The organism is Shewanella sp. S1-49-MNA-CIBAN-0167 (assembly GCF_040310145.1).
GTDB lineage: Bacteria > Pseudomonadota > Gammaproteobacteria > Enterobacterales > Shewanellaceae > Shewanella > Shewanella psychromarinicola.
Map to the genome: position 1 here is coordinate 21064 of NZ_JBEOPO010000003.1, position 21022 is coordinate 42085.

General features: G+C 42.9%; 18 protein-coding genes. 4 read left to right on the forward strand and 14 right to left on the reverse strand.

The window, feature by feature from the left end; all coding sequences use genetic code 11:
- Positions 1 to 6: 6 nt before the first annotated feature.
- From ftsL to mraZ, 3 genes are read right to left on the reverse strand one after another with little or no spacing between them, the layout of a single operon-like run.
- Positions 7 to 321 carry a cell division protein FtsL gene (ftsL, locus tag AAEZ00_RS01960; RefSeq protein WP_351088190.1) on the reverse strand — a complete coding sequence of 105 codons (315 nt, stop codon included), beginning with the start codon at positions 319 to 321 and terminating at the stop codon, positions 7 to 9.
- A 14-nt stretch (positions 322 to 335) separates the two neighbouring features.
- Entirely contained in the window at positions 336 to 1277 is a 942-nt protein-coding gene (gene rsmH / locus AAEZ00_RS01965; RefSeq protein WP_351088192.1) for a 16S rRNA (cytosine(1402)-N(4))-methyltransferase RsmH, read from the reverse strand.
- A 25-nt stretch (positions 1278 to 1302) separates the two neighbouring features.
- The gene (gene mraZ, locus AAEZ00_RS01970; RefSeq protein WP_101033255.1) at positions 1303 to 1761 is read right to left on the reverse strand and encodes a division/cell wall cluster transcriptional repressor MraZ; all 459 of its coding nucleotides are present in this window, start codon (positions 1759 to 1761) and stop codon (positions 1303 to 1305) included.
- Positions 1762 to 2815: 1054 nt separating this feature from the next.
- Here mraZ and AAEZ00_RS01975 point away from each other — a divergent pair.
- Positions 2816 to 3136, forward strand: coding sequence for a hypothetical protein (locus AAEZ00_RS01975; protein WP_124012786.1), 321 nt, complete (start codon positions 2816 to 2818; stop codon positions 3134 to 3136).
- Positions 3137 to 3148: 12 nt separating this feature from the next.
- Here the strand turns inward: AAEZ00_RS01975 and glpK are convergent, their stop codons facing one another.
- The 6 genes from glpK to leuA form a co-directional block, all read right to left on the reverse strand.
- Positions 3149 to 4645, reverse strand: coding sequence for a glycerol kinase GlpK (gene glpK, locus AAEZ00_RS01980; RefSeq protein ID WP_351088194.1), 1497 nt, complete (start codon positions 4643 to 4645; stop codon positions 3149 to 3151).
- Positions 4646 to 5286: 641 nt separating this feature from the next.
- Positions 5287 to 6633: an outer membrane protein transport protein gene (locus AAEZ00_RS01985; RefSeq protein WP_351088196.1), complete on the reverse strand. Its 1347-nt coding sequence runs from the start codon at positions 6631 to 6633 to the stop codon at positions 5287 to 5289.
- 477 nt (positions 6634 to 7110) lie between these two features.
- The gene (gene leuD / locus AAEZ00_RS01990) at positions 7111 to 7716 is read right to left on the reverse strand and encodes a 3-isopropylmalate dehydratase small subunit (protein WP_101033259.1); all 606 of its coding nucleotides are present in this window, start codon (positions 7714 to 7716) and stop codon (positions 7111 to 7113) included.
- Between the two features lie 21 nt (positions 7717 to 7737).
- Positions 7738 to 9138 carry a 3-isopropylmalate dehydratase large subunit gene (gene leuC / locus AAEZ00_RS01995; protein WP_124013005.1) on the reverse strand — a complete coding sequence of 467 codons (1401 nt, stop codon included), beginning with the start codon at positions 9136 to 9138 and terminating at the stop codon, positions 7738 to 7740.
- A gap of 11 nt (positions 9139 to 9149) precedes the next feature.
- A complete protein-coding gene (leuB, locus tag AAEZ00_RS02000) occupies positions 9150 to 10244 on the reverse strand; it encodes a 3-isopropylmalate dehydrogenase (protein WP_335688790.1) in 1095 nt (364 codons plus the stop codon).
- Positions 10241 to 11809 (reverse strand): 2-isopropylmalate synthase, encoded by a 1569-nt coding sequence (leuA, locus tag AAEZ00_RS02005; protein WP_101033261.1) that lies wholly within the window; start codon positions 11807 to 11809, stop codon positions 10241 to 10243. Before leuA ends, leuB begins: the two co-directional genes overlap by 4 nt.
- A gap of 534 nt (positions 11810 to 12343) precedes the next feature.
- On the opposite strand from leuA, the gene AAEZ00_RS02010 reads away from it, so the two are divergent.
- Positions 12344 to 14191: a hypothetical protein gene (locus AAEZ00_RS02010; protein WP_351088199.1), complete on the forward strand. Its 1848-nt coding sequence runs from the start codon at positions 12344 to 12346 to the stop codon at positions 14189 to 14191.
- 4 nt (positions 14192 to 14195) lie between these two features.
- Here AAEZ00_RS02010 and recQ read toward each other — a convergent pair whose 3' ends face one another.
- Positions 14196 to 16043, reverse strand: coding sequence for a DNA helicase RecQ (recQ, locus tag AAEZ00_RS02015; RefSeq protein ID WP_164839416.1), 1848 nt, complete (start codon positions 16041 to 16043; stop codon positions 14196 to 14198).
- Between the two features lie 201 nt (positions 16044 to 16244).
- On the opposite strand from recQ, the gene AAEZ00_RS02020 reads away from it, so the two are divergent.
- Positions 16245 to 16709, forward strand: a complete 465-nt coding sequence (locus tag AAEZ00_RS02020; protein ID WP_101033263.1) for a thioesterase family protein — start codon at positions 16245 to 16247, stop codon at positions 16707 to 16709.
- A 125-nt stretch (positions 16710 to 16834) separates the two neighbouring features.
- Entirely contained in the window at positions 16835 to 17743 is a 909-nt protein-coding gene (gene rarD, locus AAEZ00_RS02025; protein ID WP_335688797.1) for an EamA family transporter RarD, read from the forward strand.
- Between the two features lie 123 nt (positions 17744 to 17866).
- On the opposite strand, the gene argA is transcribed toward rarD, so the two are convergent.
- The 4 genes from argA to radC all read right to left on the reverse strand — a co-directional run bounded on the left by argA (position 17867) and on the right by radC (position 20881).
- The gene (gene argA / locus AAEZ00_RS02030; protein ID WP_101033265.1) at positions 17867 to 19186 is read right to left on the reverse strand and encodes an amino-acid N-acetyltransferase; all 1320 of its coding nucleotides are present in this window, start codon (positions 19184 to 19186) and stop codon (positions 17867 to 17869) included.
- Between the two features lie 479 nt (positions 19187 to 19665).
- Complete coding sequence (gene rpmG, locus AAEZ00_RS02035) at positions 19666 to 19839, reverse strand: 50S ribosomal protein L33 (protein ID WP_011494790.1); 174 nt, start codon at positions 19837 to 19839, stop codon at positions 19666 to 19668.
- A 6-nt stretch (positions 19840 to 19845) separates the two neighbouring features.
- The gene (rpmB, locus tag AAEZ00_RS02040) at positions 19846 to 20082 is read right to left on the reverse strand and encodes a 50S ribosomal protein L28 (RefSeq protein ID WP_101033266.1); all 237 of its coding nucleotides are present in this window, start codon (positions 20080 to 20082) and stop codon (positions 19846 to 19848) included.
- 121 nt (positions 20083 to 20203) lie between these two features.
- Positions 20204 to 20881 (reverse strand): RadC family protein, encoded by a 678-nt coding sequence (gene radC / locus AAEZ00_RS02045; RefSeq protein WP_101033267.1) that lies wholly within the window; start codon positions 20879 to 20881, stop codon positions 20204 to 20206.
- Positions 20882 to 21022: the final 141 nt, after the last annotated feature.

Sequence of the window (21022 nt, forward strand, 5' to 3'; positions counted from 1 at the left end):
CTATGCTCACTGGACTCGAATGATCACTTCCTCCTTAGGAAGTGGCCGAGCCATATTTAATTCTTTGGTTGCCATCCGAGTCACGCGACTGTGCTCAGATTGCGATTGTTCTTCTAATAATAAATTTCGCCATTCAATATCTAAGCGATCTTGCTCTTGCAGAAGTTGATCCCATTGGGTAATTAACTTACGAGTTTCGTGGCTGGTGTAAACAACAGCTACCGCATTTAACATCACCAATACACTCAACAGCAATATCCACTTGTGGTGCCAAATGTCCTGTAATACAATTTGAGGCAAATTTAATGGTGATTGGCTCACATGACCCTCAGTGGTTAATAATCCAGACGCTCGGCAACTCGTAACACCGAGCTGCGCGCGCGTGGATTTTGCTCTAATTCCGCATCAGAAGGCTTCATCGCCTTACTAACTGCTTTTAATTTACGAGATTTATTAATTTCAGCTTCGGTGATCGGTAAACCACGTGGCACGCTTTCACCTTGGCTATGACGACGAATAAAACGTTTCACCATACGATCTTCTAGCGAATGGAAACTGATCACCGATAGCCGGCCTTGAGGTGCTAACACTGCTAATGCACCTTCTAATGCTTGATCTATCTGTTCTAATTCACTGTTGATATAAATACGAATCGCTTGAAACACTCGCGTCGCTGGATGCTTATTACGCTCTTTCTTTTTGGTAATACGCGCGATTAAATCAGCTAAGTCTTTGGTGCGTAAAAAGGGGGTTTTCTCACGATCAGCTGCAATACAACGTGCAATATGACGCGAATTCTTTTCTTCACCGTAGGTTTTAAATACCCATGCCATATCTTCAATTTCTGCACGCGCTATCCACTGGGCAGCTGTTTGACCTTGGCTGTTATCCATCCGCATATCGAGCGGGCCATCACGTAAAAAACTAAAGCCACGTTCCGCATCGTCTAATTGTGGCGACGACACCCCAAGATCAAGCAATACGCCATTTATCTGGCCTGTTAATCCAAGCTCATCGACATACTCAGCTAATTGACCAAAGCCACCGTGGACAATTTGGAATCGTGGGTCATCAGCAAACTGCTTAGCAGCCTCGATGGCTTGCGGATCTCTGTCAATCGCAATTAAACGACCATTTTCACCCAGATGACTCAATACATGACGCGAATGCCCACCACGGCCAAAAGTGCCATCAATGTAGATGCCATCACTTTGGATATTGAGACCATCGACGGTCTCATTCAGTAATACAGATAAATGGGCAAACTCTTGGCTCATTGGATTCTTCTAACCTTTTTGGTTACTACAGTGAAAAGTGTGCCAAGCGTTCATTGCTGGCTAAATCTTGGCTTTGAATGAGCGTATTGCCATCATCCATTTGTTGCTGCCAAGCACTCTCTTCCCATAATTCAAATTTATTCAGTAAGCCCACCAGCATGGTTTTCTTTTCTAAGCTGGCGAAACTTCGTAATGCCGGCGGGATCACAATGCGTCCGTGGCTGTCTAGTTCGCAATCTTGTGCGTGACCTAGTAATTTTCGTTTAAAGGAGCGCTCAAGTGGATCGGTATCAGAAAGCAATCTTAGCTTTGCTTCAATCTGCTCCCATTCGTGTAGCGGATAAATCAACAAACAAGCGGCTTCAATGTCTACGGTAATAATCACAGTCCCGGCATGTTCGACACGCAACGCATCACGGTATCTCGCTGGAATAGCGATCCGCCCTTTAGCATCCATGTTGATTGCACTGGCACCACGAAACACGTTATTGAGTCCTTATTGTTATCATTTGATCCACAATGATCCACTTCTTCCCACAAATGCTAAGTTTAGGGACTCTATGCAAGTTTTGTCAAGGGATGGACAGATATATTAAATCCAGACACCAAGCGGGTTAGCAGCAAATTAATATCAAGCAGGATGAATGACAGAGCCATTTGTAGAAAACAGCTAAAAATCAGGGTAAATGAGTTAAACCAGAGACATAACGGTCGTTTTATCGGCAAAAATAAACACGTGATCTTTTTAATTAATCTTATTTTATGCTTCGAATACTCCATCTTTACGTCGTAATCTTGCCCATAAACGCCATTTTAATCACATTAAAGATCAACAAATAGTCGACTGAGTCCACTTTATATGGTTAAAAACCGCCTTATCTTATGCAATGTCTTGCGACTGTATTCAATCTCAGCATTGATCGCCGCGTTATTGAGACGTAAAAGCCTCTTTATTCACCTTGATGTGCATTGTACTGATGAAATGAATAACAATGCTTAAACGACTTGGTATCATTAGCTTATGCTAAAACGCTATCACTCAAGATCACGGTATTTGTCTTCGATATCTTAATGTTGAGCGCAGCATTTTATCAATTTATCTGGCAATCACAGTTAATTATGTTTAATGCCTTAAGGGTCATGCGGTTGTGATGACTCAATGAAAACGGTTAAAGGCAGTGCTCGAAAGTGAATAACGCGGTGATCACACTAAATCTAAATCCAACCAGAAGTTACACCTTCTTTGGTCAGCTAAGATCAAAGCGATGCGTTGTTGACGTCACTCTGTTAGTAACGCTCTGTTAGCATTATTCTGTTAGTGTTAATGCATCATTGAAATAACGCATAACAATAATGAAATGAGCATATTTGCTGATACCCAACACAAGCAAAGGGCCAGTCTAAATGCATCCATCAAGAGAATGAAAATGTCAGCCAAATTATTCTTAACCGAAAAAGATTAAATTTTAACCAACCTGAGTCGATAAACAGTTATGATGATTAACATCAGCGTCATTTCATCGTTACAGGAGAGCAACATGAGTATTGACAGCATTTATGCCATGCTAGCCAGGCCAGTACAGGCTGTGAGTGAACGTAAACGGATTGTTGAACAAGTCAAAAATGCCAGTGCGATTAGTGCTGACAGTCACGAAGCGCCTCAGTCACAATTACCACCAAACATTAGCCATAAAATGCCTATTCAACGGCAGGAAGCACCTCGACAAGATAGACGAGCCAAACCGCGAACGGTTAATGAGAAAAAAAATGTCGGTAACAAAATTAGACTAATGAAAAGTGATAAGCGATTCTCCACTCGTGGAGAAACCGCCAGTCAGCATATTGATATTGAAGTGTAACGCTTGCCTTAGTTAAGCAAGGTTACCATTAGGACTCACTTGAGATACTGCTTGCTTCCAACCATGGTACAACTTTGCACGGATCTCTATATCCATTGTCGAGGTAAATTCCCGCTCGGTAGACAGCATGGTTTGTAATTCATCCGTCGACTTCCACACACCAACGGCCAAGCCCGCTAGAAATGCCGCCCCCATCGCGGTGGTTTCAGTTACAAGGGGACGAATAACTGTTGCCCCAGTAATATCTGCTTGAAATTGCATTAAAAAATCATTTGCCACCGCACCACCATCGACTCGAATTTGTGTCAGTGGTACATTAGAATCTTTACTCATAGCATCAAGCACATCACGTGATTGGTAAGCAATCGCCTCTAACGCCGCACGAATAATATGATTCCGATTGGCGCCACGGGTTAAGCCAATGATGGCACCACGGGCATCGGCATCCCAATAAGGTGCACCTAAGCCCACAAATGCAGGCACTAAGTACACGCCATTGGTGTCACTCACTTTGTCGGCAAAATATTGAGTGTCGCAGGCATCGGTAATAAGACCTAGCTCATCACGCAACCATTGAATCACGGCCCCGCCCATAAATACCGAGCCTTCTAAGGCATAATTCACTTTTGCATCAGTACCAATAGCAATGGTGGTTAATAAACCATGGGTTGACTCGACAGCTTTGACACCGGTATTCATTAACAAAAAACACCCTGTGCCATAAGTATTTTTAGCCATCCCAGGTTCGATACATAATTGGCCAAACAAAGCCGATTGTTGATCACCCGCCATCCCCGCCACAGGAACAGGATTGCCTGCAAGTTCGGTATAACCGTATATTGCGCAAGAAGGTTTCACTTCAGGTAACATTGCCCGAGGTATCGTAAACAAATCGAGTAATTCTTGGTCCCACTGTTGATCGTGAATGTTAAATAACATGGTCCGAGAGGCATTAGTCGGTTCGGTCACATGAACGTTACCTTGTGTTAGCTTCCACACCAACCAAGTGTCAACGGTGCCAAACAATAGATCGCCCGCTTCTGCTTGTTCACGAGCACCGTCAACATTATTCAAAATCCACTCAATTTTTGACGCCGAAAAGTACGGATCAAGTACTAGCCCGGTTTTCTGACGCACCATCTCTTCAGCACCTTGTGCTTTATGATGTTGGCATATTGCTTGGCTGCGGCGGCATTGCCATACAATGGCGTTATATACTGGCTTACCTGTGTGTTTATTCCAGACTATCGTGGTCTCACGTTGATTGCTAATACCAATCGCGGCAACATCATGATGACTTATCCCTTTACGAGTCAGTACTTCAACCAGTACTGAACTTTGTGAAGACCATATCTCCATGGGATCATGCTCTACCCATCCCGCTTGCGGATAATGTTGGGTAAATTCACGCTGAGCCACGGCGACGATATTGGCTTGATGATCAAACACAATGGCACGAGAGCTTGTAGTGCCTTGGTCTAACGCGACAATGTATTTATTGGCAACCATCTGACTTCCTATCTCATGTAGATGTGATCTGTTATGTGGTTTTATTATTCAATTATTTACATAATTGTTTTATCTGAATTTTATACTTTTTTATATCGTTTCTGTACTGACTAATCCAACATTACATCGTAAATCGATATATAAAATCAATGCAAGTAAATGTCCTCTGTTAGCATAAACCCAAACCACTTCAACATGCTCGTGTCAGTACTCCCGTAGGAAAACGAACAAGGCAGTAATTGAAGGTAATGGTGACAGCCTTACCGAGAGCGTCGCTTCGCGACTGATAGGTTCTAGGAACTGGCAAGCTCGCCAAAGGGCGGACTTCGTCCTACTAGATCCTAGCAGCCGCAGGCTCTCTAGCACCTAGAAGCGACCCTAGGCCGCACTATCCGTGAGCGCAGCGTTCGCTTGTTATCCGTTATCAGCTTTCCGTAAGCATAGCGCCCTATTCCTAGCACCTTAAACCTTGTCTCTTCTCGACATGCTATATACTGCATCTAGGGGTCGTTTAGACATAAACCTCATCATGATTTTAGGCTATTTAATGATGTTAGTAGCTTAACTGCATCACGTAAATAGCAGACTAAAAGGCCCCGCAATTGCGAGGCCCTTTGATCAATGATATCCAACGACATCGATTACATTTTATAGTTTAACTGCACGCCTGTTATCCAGACATCACCGGTGGCTTCACCAGTATAGCTAACAGCAGCAAGGCCTAATAGGTCTTGTGTTTCAGTAATAGGCGCATCACCGTGGGTTTTAATATACGTCACCCCTAAATCTACATTCAGATTTTTAGTCAATTGATAGCCTGTACCAACGCTGAACCATAAACGGTCAGAATCAGGGATTGTGGTGGTGCGATCTTGATCGTCAACTGCGGTTTTATCTAATGCCATACCTGCACGTAATGTCCACTGATCATTAAGGGTATAGGTAGTACCGAGCGCATAACGCCAGTTATCATTAAAGTTCTCTTCTTTTACTATGTTTGACGTTAAGTCACCGACAGGCTTAACATCTCCAGGGAAATACGCCACTAGTTGCTCAAACACATTCCATTCAGTCCAGTTTACGCTGGCATGCATTGCCCAATTTTCAGTTAACTGATGATAAGAAGCAAGTTCGGCAAAGGCAGGTAACTCAACCGGTAAATAACCTTCAATTTCGATATCTTGACCACCAGTATAAACCACGCCATCAACATGACCGTCGAGTTTAAGGTCGACGCTACTGTGGTAAGCCAAACCAATGCGGTTAGCGGAGTTAATTTGCCAGCTCGCGCCCGCTTTCCAACCATAGCCAACATCATCACCTTCCATTGACTTTAGATTCGTCCCACCCGCGGGTAAACGTGCGCTAATGCTTGCGGGTAAACTCGTTTTAATCGTATCAATCCAACCTGGCGCAGTAGCACCCACTTCACCTTCGCCGTACACCACACGAAGGCCAGCGCCTACGGTAAATGCATCATCAAGACGGTAGGCAACATTCGGGTTAAATTCGACTGTCGTAATTGAAGTTTTACTGCCAAAAATAGCCGCCGCATCCGCCACTGGAATATTGGTTTCTAAACCATAATTTGAATTGACGGCTAAACCCCAAGTCCATTGGTCATTCAACTGGTTTGAATAGTAAAAGTTTGGCACGAGTGCATTATCAGCAACATCGTAGTCATCTGCACCGATCACTAATGGCTCTGAGCCTAATAGTGGTGAAGAAATGCCAACATCACCCATCACATCCACATTTGGCATGACATAGATGCCGCCTGATGACACCTGGCGGCCTTCGAGATAAGCCAGCATCGCAGGATTACGCGCTTGAGTTGACGCATTATCTGCAATGGCGGCTTCACCAGCAAATGCACGGCCTAAACCTGTCGCTGAATATTCTGCAAGTTGGAAACCTGCCGCATTCACTTGAGTCGTTGCCCCAAATACAATGGCGCTAATCGCCAGTGTTAACACTGTTTTTTTCATTATAATTCTCTGTGTTTAGATTCAAACTGCATAAATCGGCTTATATAGAGTTAAAGCTCGACTTAAATGAAGCTGTCAGTGTACTGATCCAAAAAAGCATTGCAACAGCCGCAAGGGACTGAACAAGAAGTGAGTGATTCAATTTTAAATTGTGATCGTGATCAAACTTTTGATTTAATGATGTAAAAGACAACCCGAAAAACAGGGTAACGGTAAATCTAATGGACCTCACCTTACCAATAGTTAATTTTTTGCATTAATAAACAGTATCTTAAATAAAAACTATCGTATAACAATAAGCTTAAATGGTTAAAAATATTGGCCTAAAATAAGCCTAGCTTGTTTTTGTGTACAAAATGGTTACATAAAAGTTTTTACAATTAAAAACAAAAAAAACCTCTTCATGACAAGATGAAGAGGTTTTAATTCATTGTTTACACAATATTAACGACACACTAAACACTCAGTGATAGCCGATTATGCATACCAATCGGGTATATGAGCTTCATAGTCACTGATCTGTTGCTCAAATGACAATGTCAATCCGATAGCATCCAGACCATTGAGTAATTTATGCCTTGCAGACTCAACCATGGCAAAATCAAACACACAACCAGAGGGTGATGTGACCGTTAGCGCATGTAAATCTACTGTAATCTGCGCTCCTTCTTGGGCTGCCACTTCATCCATCAATTGTTGTACTTCAGCAGAGGTTAGCGTTACCGGTAGAAAGCCATTATTTATCGAGTTGCCGTAAAATATGTCCGCAAACGTCGGGGCAATGATGACCCTAAGACCAAAATCAGCTAATGCCCAAGGTGCATGTTCACGTGATGACCCACAACCAAAGTTTTCTTGCGCTAATAAAATAGAAGCACCTTGGTAACGAGGCTGATTGAGCACGAACTCAGGATTAGGCTGATCACCCGCATCATCTAAATAACGCCAATCATGGAACAAGTGCACCCCAAAACCGTCACGAGTCACTTTTGACAAGAACTGCTTAGGAATGATTTGATCAGTGTCAACATTGGCGCTGTTAATGGCTACCGCTAAACCGGTATGTGCTGTAAAAGCTTGCATAAAATATCCTTGTTTAGCTGATTAATAAGGTTGACGAATATCAACAAAGTGGCCCGCAACTGCTGCAGCTGCAGCCATAGCAGGGCTAACCAAATGGGTACGACTGCCACGACCTTGACGACCTTCGAAATTACGATTGCTGGTTGATGCACAGCGATCACCCGCGTCTAAACGGTCATCATTCATTGCCAAGCACATCGAACAACCTGGTAAACGCCATTCAAAACCGGCTTCAATAAAAATCTTATCTAAGCCTTCAGCTTCTGCTTGCCGTTTGACTGGGCCCGATCCCGGCACCACAATCGCCACCACGCCGTCAGCCACTTTACGATTTTTAGCCTGCGCAGCAGCAGAACGTAAATCTTCAATGCGCGAGTTAGTACAAGAACCAATAAACACTTTATTAATGCTAATGTCGGTCATTTTAGTACCCGGCGTAAGGCCGATATACTCTAACGCTTTGACCATACTCGTCCGATTGGTAATATTGGTTTCTTGTTCAGGATTAGGCACCACACCGTCAATAGCCACCACTTGACCAGGGTTAGTACCCCAGGTTAACTGCGGCGCTATATCGTTTGCGTCAAATACCACTTCAGCATCAAATACCGCATCAGCATCGGTCTTCAATTGTGACCATGTGGCAACCGCTTGCTCCCACAGCGCATCTTTAGGAGCAAACTCACGGCCTTTAAGATAGTTAAATGTGGTCTCATCAGGCGCGACCATACCGGCTTTGGCACCCATTTCGATGGCCATGTTGCACAAGGTCATTCGTCCTTCCATGGTTAATGCCTCAATGGCATCACCACAAAACTCAACCACATAACCTGTGCCGCCATCCATACCTAATTTACCAATAATGGCTAATACGATATCTTTTGCTGTTACGCCATCGGTCACTTGGCCGCGAACATCAATCTTCATGGTTTTGGCTTTTAACTGGCGTAGGGTCTGGGTGGCCAATACGTGCTCAACTTCTGAGGTGCCAATACCAAACGCCAATGCACCAAATGCACCATGGGTCGCGGTGTGCGAATCACCACACACAATAACGGATCCCGGTAGAGTAATCCCCAATTCAGGCCCCATTACATGGACAATACCTTGATTAGGATGATGAATATCATACAAACGCACGCCAAACTCTTTACAGTTTTGCGCCAGGGTTTCAACTTGAGTGCGGGCCATAGGGCTCAGTGCATCTAAACTGGCACTGCGGGTCGAGGTATTATGATCCATGGTGGCAAAGGTTTTGTGTGGTGCACGTAGTGTGCGTCCAGCCACTTTTAAGCCACTAAATGCTTGAGGTGATGTCACCTCATGCACTAAATGCCGGTCAACATACACGACGGGGGCTTCGCCTTCAGGAGAGGCGACAATGTGTGCATCCCACACTTTTTCATATAAGGTTTTACCCATAACTTGAGCCATTACACACCTTCCTTTATCGCTTGGGCAATAAAATCGCCCATTTGTGCGGTCGACTTTGCTTCACTACGTTTATCTGCTGCCATAAGTTCGCCGGTTAAATAACCACTGGCGAGTGCTTTTGTCACCGCGCGTTCAATGGCATTAGCGGCGTCTTCTTGCTTTAAGCTATGACGTAACATCAGTGCGGCAGATAAAATCTGCGCCACCGGATTAGCGATACCTTGACCAGCAATATCGGGGGCACTGCCGCCGGCCGGTTCAAATAAACCAAAGCCTTTACTGTTCATGCTTGCCGAAGACAATAGCCCCATAGAGCCGGTTAACATGGCAATTTCATCGGATAAAATATCACCAAATAAATTAGAACATAACATCACGTCAAACTCATCTGGACGACGCAATAGCTGCATAGTCGCATTATCGATGTAGATGTGTTCTAAGGTGACATCAGGGAAGTCTTTAGCCACTTCTTCTACCACTTGACGCCATAGCACTGAACAAGCCAGCACATTGGCTTTATCTACAGAAGTGACTTTGTTTTTACGTCCTCGCGCAGCTTCAAAAGCAATACGAGCAATGCGGCTAATTTCGCGGCGACTATAACGCATAGTGTCGAAGGCTTCTTCGTCGTCACCTTCACCTTGACGCCCTTTTGGCTTACCAAAGTAAATACCGCCGGTTAACTCACGTACGCACAACACATCAAAACCACGAGCTGAAATATCGCTGCGCAGTGGTGACATATGCTCTAAGCCGTCATGTAATTTGGCTGGGCGTAAATTACAAAATAGCTCAAAGTGACCACGTAACGGTAATAATGCGCCACGTTCCGGTTGATCATTGGGTGGTAAATGTTCCCACTTGGGGCCACCAACGCTGCCAAATAAAATGGCATCGGCAGCTTCACAGCCTGTTAATGTTGCATCAGGTAATGGACAACCATGGTTATCAATCGCAATGCCGCCAACATCATATTCGGTATAGTTAATATCTAATCCAAAACGCGCTTCTACCGCACTCAGCACTTTACGCGCTTCTGCCATCACTTCAGGACCGATACCATCACCCGACAAAACTGCTATTTGATAACTCATACGCCACCTAACTCCCTATTTTTATGGATCTGTTGTTTAAAATCAGCAACCTTGTCTGCGCGGTACACTAAATTCATCACATGAACTAACGCTTGGGCTGACGCCTCAACCACATCGGTGGCTAATCCGACACCGTGGAACGTCTGCTCGTTGTATTTCGCGGTAATATCAACCTGCCCTAGGGCGTTTTGGCCTTCACCTTTGGCACTTAATTTATAGTTGGTAATATTGATTTGACGACCGGTTGCCCGTGCAATGGCATTATAAGCGGCATCGACAGGTCCATTACCTGTCGATGCTTCGGTAAGATCTTTGCCATCTACCGCAATACGCACCGTCGCGGTTGCCACACCTTCAGTCGAATCTGAATGCACCATCATATGTTGTAGTTGATATTTATCATCATCTTGAGCTTGCGACTCCACGAACACTAACGCTTCTAAGTCGTAATCAAATACCTGACCTTTCTTATCTGCCAAGGTTAAAAACTGCTCGTAAAGGCTGTCCATATCATAATCGCTTGGCTGGTAACCCATTTCTTCCATGCGATGCTTAATCACATGGCGACCAGAGCGTGAAGTCATGTTCATATTATTACGATTCAAACCAATGCTTTCTGGGGTCATGATCTCATAGGTATTTTTGGCTTTTAGCATACCATCTTGATGGATACCCGATGAATGAGAAAATGCATTAGTCCCCACGATGGCCTTATTAGCTTGAATAGGCATATTACATAGTTGACTGACCAACGACGACGTACGATGTATTTCTTTGGCGTTAATACCACACTCTACATCAAGCAAATCTTTGCGTGTTGCAAGGATCATGGCAATTTCTTCTAACGAGCAATTACCGGCTCGTTCACCAATGCCATTAATAGTACATTCTACTTGGCGAGCCCCCATCTCTACTGCAGCAATCGAATTAGCAACCGACAAACCTAAATCATCATGACAATGAACCGAAATCACCGCTTGGTCGATATTTGGCACTCGATTAAATAAGGTTTTAATAATGCCAGCAAACTCGCTTGGCACAGTATAGCCAACAGTGTCTGGAATATTAATGGTACGGGCACCGGCTTTAATTGCCGCCTCTACCATACGACACAAATTGTCGATTGGCGTGCGGCCAGCATCTTCACAGGAAAACTCAACGTCATCCGTAAAACGTCTGGCGTACTTAACCGCGTTAACGGCCATCTCTAACACATCGTCAAAAGAGCGCTTTAATTTACTTTCAACATGAATGGTCGAGGTTGAAATAAAAGTATGGATCCGAAATTGATCGGCTACCGATAAGGCTTGGGCTGCGGCATCAATGTCCTTTTCAAGTGCACGGGATAACGCGCACACTCGGCTATTTTTAATGGTTTTGGCAATGGTTTGCACCGATTTAAAATCACCAGGAGAAGACACCGGGAAACCCACTTCCATTACATCAACGCCTAAACGTTCCAGCGCCAAGGCAATTTGTAGTTTTTCTTTAACGGTTAAACTCGCTGCCAGTGCTTGCTCGCCATCACGTAGCGTAGTATCAAAAATTATAACTCTATTGGACATCGAATTTCTCCATCGACCATCATGTATCTATTTACCCAACTGCAAACAGCACAATTGGTACATTTCAAAAGGGCTAGAAACAAAAAACCCCGCGACTGTTAGCGCGGGGTTTGTGTATGCTTAATGAATTATTTTGCATGTAACACAAAGGATTCCGCGCAGGGTATGCGAGAGAGGAGAAGGAGTCCGAGTAAAAACAATTGTGTGTTCATGGCGTTAATATTCACTTTTAATAACTAAATATGCTAAATGTGCTAAATGTGTGATGCAAAAAATATGTCTATACCTAATATGTAACTCGACCAGCCTTCTGTGTCAACCCTAATTTAACCATCGTGAAAAAGATGATAGTGTACTAGTGCCTCATTACAGTTAACCAACAACATTATCAGCCAATATGGATTCGCTTTCAATTAATGAACTTACCTCTCAAAGTGCAAATAAACATCAATCTAAGTTGCTGCATCAATTATATTTTTATGTATCTGGATATAAATAATCGTATACTGCTACCACCCCATGTTAAGTAGATATATGACGATGATGTTGTCGAAAAAGAGTATTGAATATAACTTTAGTCGCATTTTTGCTTTAATCTTTGGCATCACACTATATTTAGCGACTACGGTAGTTTTTGCTCAACCAGCGCAACGTTTATTACTCTCCGGCGATATCATTGCCCAAACTCAACAACTGAGCGCTCGTGAACAACTCGATGTGATCAGCAGTATCAATTCTCAACGATCTACAGACGCAAAATCACTGATTGATTCACTTGAACAACAACATGCTCAACAACCATTAGCCAATATCGATGCGCTACGATTAACGCTGTTACGTTGTGTTAATTTATTGGAATTTGGTGAGTTCAATCAGGCTATCACCTTGGCAAAACAAGGGGAAATAAAGGCCAGGCAATTTAAGTACGACACGGCTCGTCCCTACTTCATGCAATGCCAAGCCGCAGCACATCAAAGCCTTGGCAATACACTCCAAGAACAACAACTCACCGAAGAAGCGCTACGCTTGGCAAAGCGTTACTCTGAAAAGCAAGCGATTGTAAACAGCCTTTATGCCAGAAGTAGGCAAAATACTAGCTTAGAAAATTATAATCAATCGATTGAGGATTTACGCTTAGCATTAGCTATTTTTGATGAGGCACAAACACAATTTCAACATTGGTACTTATTGCCGAAATCATTCATCCAATCGGAAATTTCAAACGTTTTTTTCTCTATGGGTGATTATGTAGAGGCACTGTATTTTTCAGAAGCGGCTTATAAAGGTATTTCTTTTTTCGGAAAAATAAAATCGACAGTGGCTATCAATTTAGCACTTATACATATCGCGCTAAATGATAAATCCAACGTGCTGTATTATTTAAATAAAGCAGAAGATTTCAGTAGAAATATAACCATGGGCTCTGAGAGAGATGCGGCAAACCAGGATGCTATACTTGCGATAATTCATTTATACGTTGGCGATTATGACATCGCCGAGCAACTCGCCCACTCAAGCATCAGCCTTTTCACAAAATACCAACAGCCTATTTATGTGATGCGCATTAAGCGTACATTAGCCAAAGTGTATTTTGCACAACATAAAGATCCCCTCGCCTTGTCGCTATTAAATGAGATTATTGAACAAGCCACTGAACTCAAGCAATTTTCGGATTTAGAAGAATTTAATCAAATAATCAGCCAATACTACGCTGAACAAAATCAATTCGAGTCGGCTTATCAATTTCAAGTGCAGCGTTTTGACGCTGCTAAACAAGCTGCGGCCAAGTTAAACAATGCCCACTTTATGCAGTTTAAAGCCAGAATAGCTGCACAAAGTGAAGTCAGTACAGCACCCGAAAAACCTGCCAGCAACATCAATCAAAATTTGACCATTACAGCTTTAATCATTTTGTTACTGTCCGTTGGATTAGTGCTGTTTTTGGCCCGAAGACCACAACGCCTCAATGCTGATACTCAAGAAGAAAACCAGCAGCAACGTATTGATCATATGCTGAGCAATGCCAAACAAGGGCAGTATCAACTGAGTCTATTGCTGATTAATATCAATCATATTAATCTCGAGGATATACCGTTTATGATCCCACGACTCAAACTCACACTGAGAGAACAAGACCAATTATTTCGTCACAACACTGACGAACTCATTATTATCCTGCCACACACCTCGTCAATGGGAGCGGCGAGAGTCGTAACCCAAATAGAACGAGTACTCAGCGAATGGAAAACGGGGATCAAAGCAAATATTGGTATGGCGAGTTTACAGCAACTTGACAACTTTGACGTGCTAGTAAAAAAAGCCGTTATAAATCAATTAAACAAAATAAAACTTCAAGAGACCCCGCCTAATGATGAACATTAAATGACTAACTTTTGGTCAGATAATCAGAGATTTCATCTAAAAAATCTCCGCCAAATCGGTCAAGTTTAATCTGCCCAACCCCGTTTACTGCGAGCATCTCTCCAGGACTTGTGGGCAGCATGACACACATTTCAACCAAGGTAGCATCGTTAAAGACTAAATAAGGTGGAATGTCATTCTTTTCAGCCAGTTCACGGCGCAGTAATTTTAAACGCGCAAATAATTTACGATCATATTGCTGCGGCCCACGCGCACTTGGCTTACGTTTAACATTGATTAATTGAATTCTGGGTTCCGCTAACTTTAACGATAGCTCAGCCTTTAACACCGGCCTCGCGGCAGGATTAAGCTTAATCGCAGATCCCCGAGTAATATCCTGACTCATCAAACCTAAGTGAATTAACTGGCGGATAACACTGAGCCAAAACTCTGTTGATTTATCTTTACCAATGCCCCATGTCGATAACTTATCATGGCCTCTATCAACGATATTAGCCGCTTTAGACCCGCGTAATACTTCAATAACATGGTGGATACCAAAACGTTGCTGCAAACGATAAATACAAGAAAGCACTTTTTGTGCATCTTCAGTACCATCATATCGTTTAGGTGGGTCAAGACAGATATCACAGTTACCACAAGGCTTAGAAGCCACTTCATCAAAGTAGTTTAATAGCACTTGGCGACGACAAGTCTGCGCTTCAGCAAAGGCTGCCATGGTATGCAATTTATGAAATTCGACTTGTTGTTGAGGACCCGGTTCAGATTGCTCAATCAAATGTCTGACTCGGCCTATATCAGCAGGGTCAAACAACATATAGGCTTCAGCGTCTAACCCATCGCGGCCTGCACGCCCGGTTTCTTGGTAATAAGCTTCAATGCTTTTAGGAATATCGTAATGCACCACAAAGCGCACGTTAGACTTGTTGATCCCCATACCAAAAGCCACGGTTGCCACCACAATATCGATTTGATCTTTTAGAAATTTATCTTGAACATTGCCACGATCTTGCTGGCTCAATCCTGCGTGATACGCTTGGGCATTAAACCCCTGTAGGCGTAAACGCTCAGCCACCTCATCAACTCGTCGCCGGCTACTGCAATACACAATACCACTGGTGCCGTTTTGCACCGTTAAAAACTGACGCAGCTGATTCGCCGCATTCAGTTTTTCAGCCACGGTATAACGAATATTGGGGCGATCGAAACTCGACAGCAAAGTATAAGGTGTTACCCCTAAACGTTCGCAAATGCTTAAACGCGTGGCGTGATCTGCCGTCGCGGTTAAAGCCATTAATGGTAAATAAGGAAAATATTCTTTTAATTGACCTAATGCAGCATATTCAGGTCTAAAATCATGGCCCCATTGACTAATGCAGTGCGCTTCATCGACGGCAAACATTGAAATATCAACTGATTGAAGACGCTCAATAAAGTCAGGACGTAACAAACGCTCTGGCGACACATACAACAATTTAATCTCGCCCGCATGAAGCTTGCGTAACACCTCAGCACTTTGTTCGCGCGGTAATGATGAATTGAGATAAGCTGCCGATACCCCACTTTGCAATAAACTGTCGACTTGGTCCTTCATCAACGAAATTAATGGCGAAACGACCACAGTAACGCCAGGCAACACAATAGCAGGCAATTGATAGCACATACTTTTGCCGCCACCAGTAGGCATAATCACTAAGGTATCTTGGCCTTGTAAACTTTGCTCAATGACTTCTCGCTGCCCTTCACGAAAGGCGCGATAACCAAACACCTGCTGCAAGCTTGCAGCAAGTACATCTTGCTCTGTCGTCAACACATCTGAGGACGCAATATTGGCCGAAATCGGAGTATCCATTACACTACATCATCATTCAAGGGGCACTCATTTTAAAGCACTCAGCCACAGATGTCTTGAACCAAAACACCTTTACGCTGTTTTCACCCAAGATAGAAGATTGAGTCAATGTCACTTTAGGGTTAGATTAAATACTCTTTAGCAGTAAGCCGCCCCTACAAACAACAAGCATAATAATTATAAAACAGACAAGGATTGCTCATGACCACCGCTATTCAAACCCAAGTATTACAACAAGTTGCACAAATATTTGACCAACATGTTCCGTTTCATAACCTGCTCGGATTAGACATAAAACATTACGACATCAATGGGGTTGAAGTGGTAATAAAAATGAAGCCTGAGCTTATTGGTAATATTCATCAAAACATTTTACATGGTGGTGTCACAGCAACCTTACTCGATGTTGTCGGCGGGCTCACGGTATTTGCTGGGCTAGTTGCCAGTAAAGAAAATTGGACAATAGAGGAATTACAACAACGTTTAACCACCTTAAGCACTATCGATATGCGCGTCGACTTTCTTCGTCCGGGTCGCGGTGAAGTCTTCACTGGCACAGGCAGTGTTATCCGAGCGGGTAATCGCGTATCAGTTTGTCGGATGGAGTTACATAATGAACAAGGGGTCCACATCGCCTTCGGCACAGGGACTTATATGGTGGGATAAGCTAAACGCGCTGCCATTTAAAGCTGACAACCGGTTTATAAAAGAATTCGCTTAATCACTTGTGTCATCCAAAATGGCGACCTACAATCGCCATCTATTATTGTTCTTCCCACTGTTGACTCACTATGCCTGATTTAGAATACCGTAAAGGGGTTTTACTGGCCGTTTGCGCTTACACCATTTGGGGTGTCGCACCGCTGTATTTTAAACTTTTACATAACGTCCCCGCGACAGAAATATTAATGCACCGTGTGATTTGGTCATTTATTTTTATGATCATCATGATGCAGTTTATCGGTGGTTTTGATCGTCTGCGCCTTATTCTCAAACAACCTAAACAACTTGCGGTACTGTTTGTCACCTCGGTGCTAATTGCAGCAAATTGGCTGATTTTTATTTGGGCCGTCAACAACGACCATATGCTCGATGCCAGTCTAGGTTACTTTATTAACCCGCTGTTTAACGTATTGCTTGGGATGGTATTTTTAGGTGAGCGTCTACGTAAATTGCAATGGGTTGCGGTAGGTTTAGCCAGTACCGGAGTGCTGGTACAATTAATTTCTTTTGGCTCTATTCCACTATTGTCATTAGCCTTGGCGGCCAGTTTTGGTTTTTATGGTTTATTACGTAAAAAAGTTAATATCGATGCTAAATCAGGATTATTGGTCGAAACGGCCATTTTATTACCTATTGCCTTAGGGTATTTACTCATCACCTTAGATACGTCATCGGCAAGCATGTTAACCAATGGCCTTAATTTGAACCTATTACTGATTGCCGCGGGCATTATCACCACTATCCCATTATTATGTTTTGCGGGTTCTGCGGTAAGAATTCCATTGTCGAATTTGGGGTTCTTCCAATATATTGGTCCTAGCATAATGTTTATCTTGGCAGTGAAACTCTTTAATGAACCGTTTGATATTGAAAAAGGCATTACCTTTGGCTTTATTTGGGGCGCGTTAGTTATCTTTGTTGGCGACATGATATTGCAACGTCAACGACGTAACGCCTTAGCCAAAGCGTCAGCTTGATAATTCAACATTGGTTAGTTTAAGCCACTAAAATAATTGATAATTGATAATTGACTCACAAAAATGCCAGATTACTTTATTCAGTAATCCGGCATTTTTTATGTGTTAACTGTCTTGTTACTTCTACAAATCTAACGCAAGAATTTTTGAGCGACGTTGATAGTTATACAGCTGCTTTTTCATATTCGGGAGCACATCGACATCGACAATATTAAAGCCATGCTCTAAAAACCAATGAATACTCCGAGTTGTCAGTGCAAATAAACGCGAATAACCACGAACACGGGCCTGACCAATAATATTATTTAGCAGTAAACTACCTCGGTCAGCATCACGATAATCGGGGTGCACCACCAGACACGCAAACTCACCCGCATTGTCTTCTTCAAATGGATACAATGCTGCACAGCCAATAACCAAATTGTCACGTTCAACCAGCATAAACTGTTCGATTTCCATTTCAAGTTGCTCACGAGAGCGGCGCACCAAAATACCTTGTTCTTCCAAAGGCCGAATAAGATTTAAAATACCGCCGATATCGCTAATGGTTGCCCGGCGTAAACGTTCGGCGCTTTGGGTAACAATTTGAGTACCAATACCTTCGCGTGAAAATAATTCTTGTAATAATGCGCCATCTTCTAAATAGCTCACCAAATGACAACGTGGCACGCCTCGGCGACACGCTTCAACGCTGGCTTTTAAGAAAGCCATCGTCCCCACAGAAGCATGCGTATCTGTAGACATCGTCTTAAGCATTTCTTCAACTTCGTCTGGCATCAGTTCAGCAATCACGTCGCCATTTTCATCCAAAATGCCGTGACTATTACTAAAACCAATAATCTTATCAGCCTTTAGCTTTATCGCGACTTGGGTCGCGACTTCTTCTGCCGTAAGGTTAAAACTTTCACCGGTAACTGAAGCCGCAATCGGTCCCATCAAGACTATGCCATTATTGTCTAATTGACGACGAAGTCCCAACGCATCAATACGGCGCACCTTACCACTTAAACAAAAATCGACACCGTCTTCGATGCCTAACGGTTGCGCAATCACAAAATTACCACTGACAAGGTTAATTTGGGCATTTTGCATTGGCGTGTTGCCTAAACACATCGACAACCTTGCGGTGATATCAAATTGAGTCGCTCCCGCAACCTGTTTGATAATTTTAAGGGTTTCATCATCAGTAATGCGTATACCGTTATGATAGGCGGGTTCAATTCCAGCAGCCTTCAACCCCTCATCAATCTGTGGCCTGGCCCCGTAAACTAATACCACCTCTATTCCAAGTGAGTGCAACATAGCCACATCATTTAAAATACCGCGAAACTGCGGATGTGCTAAAGCTTCGCCACCGAGCATGACGACAAAAGTTTTACCTCTATGTGCATTAACATAAGGAGCAGAATGACGAAATCCATCAACCAGTTCAGTGGTTCTCACAGGCAAATTCACCTCAGGATAAGTTTGATATTCATTAATAGTTATGACAAAGAACGTCACATGATTTTTTATTACGTTAAAAGGAATGGTATTGCATTTTAATTCACTTTTAAAGCATTTTATTTCACTTTTACTAAAATATAGTGTGTCACTTTAGTGTGAAAAAATCATGACAGCCAAAAAGTTAACTCATTTTAGCCGCTAATAGCCCTTTACGCATTTTTTATATCGATTGAGTTACATTTTTACATCAAAATATTAACGAAATAGCAGGTTACCAATGTTGAAGACTCAATCAAAATAAAACGACATTAATGATGAGCGCATCAGATCAACGCTGTAAATTAGCACAACTTGGGATAATAAACGCTTATCAAACATTTTTGTGGCCAGTCTAAGGTGTTATTCAGTATAGACTATTTTTAAACGGCCATAAAAAAAGCCCCTATTAAGGGGCTTTTTTAAGAATCAAAAATCAATTACTTAATTTTAGCTTCTTTGTACATAACGTGCTGACGAATGACTGGATCAAATTTCTTGATTTCCATTTTTTCAGGCATGTTACGCTTGTTCTTTTCAGTAGTGTAGAAGTGACCAGTTTTAGCACTAGATACTAATTTGATCTTCTCACGATTACCTTTAGATTTAGCCATTTTCTATTATACCTTCTCGCCACTGGCACGAAGTTCAGCAACAACTACTTCAATACCTTTTTTGTCGATAATACGAATACCTTTAGTAGATACACGTAATTGCACGAAACGCTTTTCTTCTTCTAACCAAAAACGATGGTTTTGTAGGTTAGGTAAAAAACGACGACGAGTCGAATTTTTTGCGTGCGAACGGTTGTTACCAACCATTGGCTTCTTGCCAGTTACTTGGCATACTCTTGACATGTCAATCTTCTCCAAAACAATTTTTTAACGCTCGAGCATTAATGTGCCTCGTATGGCCGTCGCCCGAGGCACAAAGAGGGCGCATTTTATACACGATTGACCATATAAGATCAAGCAGTGTTTATACTATCCACCCTCGCTCAGCAAAGGAGACTATCTCCTGATCACCTACAACCATATGATCTAACAAAGAAACATCTATGGTTGCCAATGCATTTTTTATTCGCTCAGTTATTCGCCGATCAGCCTGACTTGGCTCTGCGATGCCAGACGGGTGATTGTGACACACTATTACTGCCGCTGCTTTTTTCTCCAAAACAAGGCTTACAACCTCGCGAGGATAAACAGAAGCGGAATCGATGGTGCCACGAAATAATTCTACAAATTGAATGACTCTATGTTGGGTATCCAACAATAGTAAGGCGAACACTTCATAGGATCGGTCGCCTAATTGTCTCATTAAATAGTCCCGAGTTAAATCAGGATTTGTCAAAATTTGCCCTCTTTGTAGATTTTCATGGGCAATTCGCTTAGAAATCTCGGCCGCGGCCTGTAATTGAGCGTATTTTACCGGTCCAACGCCAGCTAATTTACACACTTGGCTTTTCGATGCACTCAGCAAACTGCGCAAACCACCAAACTGACTGATCATCTCTCGGGCTAAATCCACCGCATTTTGCCCCGCCAGACCATTACGCAATAACACCGCAAGCAATTCTGCATCAGACAAATGTCCAGCGCCTTTGAGCAGTAACTTGTCTCGAGGTCCTTCTCCTTGAGGCCAATCTTTAATTCCCATGAATGTCCCTTATATTCAATGTGGCGATTTAATTGCACGCATTAACTCGACGCTATACCCGATGACCACACCCACAACGGCTGGTTATCTTTTTCAACAACAGAGTTCGAATTAATGACTACAGTATGGTTGATATTTTTG